The sequence below is a fragment of the Treponema sp. R6D11 genome (genome assembly GCF_054786075.1).
Genome location: NZ_BDHD01000862.1, coordinates 1 through 469, shown reverse-complemented (window position 1 = coordinate 469; position 469 = coordinate 1). Strand labels below are relative to the sequence as shown.

At 40.5% G+C, this 469-nt stretch carries 1 protein-coding gene; it reads right to left on the bottom strand.

The genetic code is table 11. The features are described 5' to 3' along the window. Window positions 1–32: 32 nt before the first annotated feature. Complete coding sequence (locus ACYVTD_RS16535; RefSeq protein WP_461248754.1) at window positions 33–182, bottom strand: CinA family protein; 150 nt, start codon at window positions 180–182, stop codon at window positions 33–35. Window positions 183–469: the final 287 nt, after the last annotated feature.

Below are 469 nucleotides of genomic sequence, written 5' to 3'. Positions count from 1 at the left end.
TACTTTTACTTTACCGATTTTTTTTATTTATGTCAACCCTTTATTGTTAAAATTTCTTGAATTTCTTCAAGTACCGCGCAAGCGGCATAAAGACGGACTTCGTTTCTTGTACCCTTAAAATTAAACACTTTCGTATTAATTTCCCCACCCCTTAAAGCCGCCGCAATCCATACCGTCCCCACAGGGACATTACTGCCGTCTCCATCGGGACCGGCAAGCCCTGTAACGGCGGCGGAAATATCATCGGCGGGGGGGGTATAGGTTGAAAAAAATAAAATTGAGGCAAAATATTCCCCTTTTTGTTTTTTTTATTGCGGGTTTTTTTTTGTTGAAAGATTATAGTGAATATTGCTATAAGAATGGGGTGGGGAGACGCGTTATTAATATTTGAAGAAAACCGGCTTTATTTTTTCTGCGCAATGCAAAAGTAAAGATCTGCATGCTCCGGGGAAGACAACAACATCGGTAG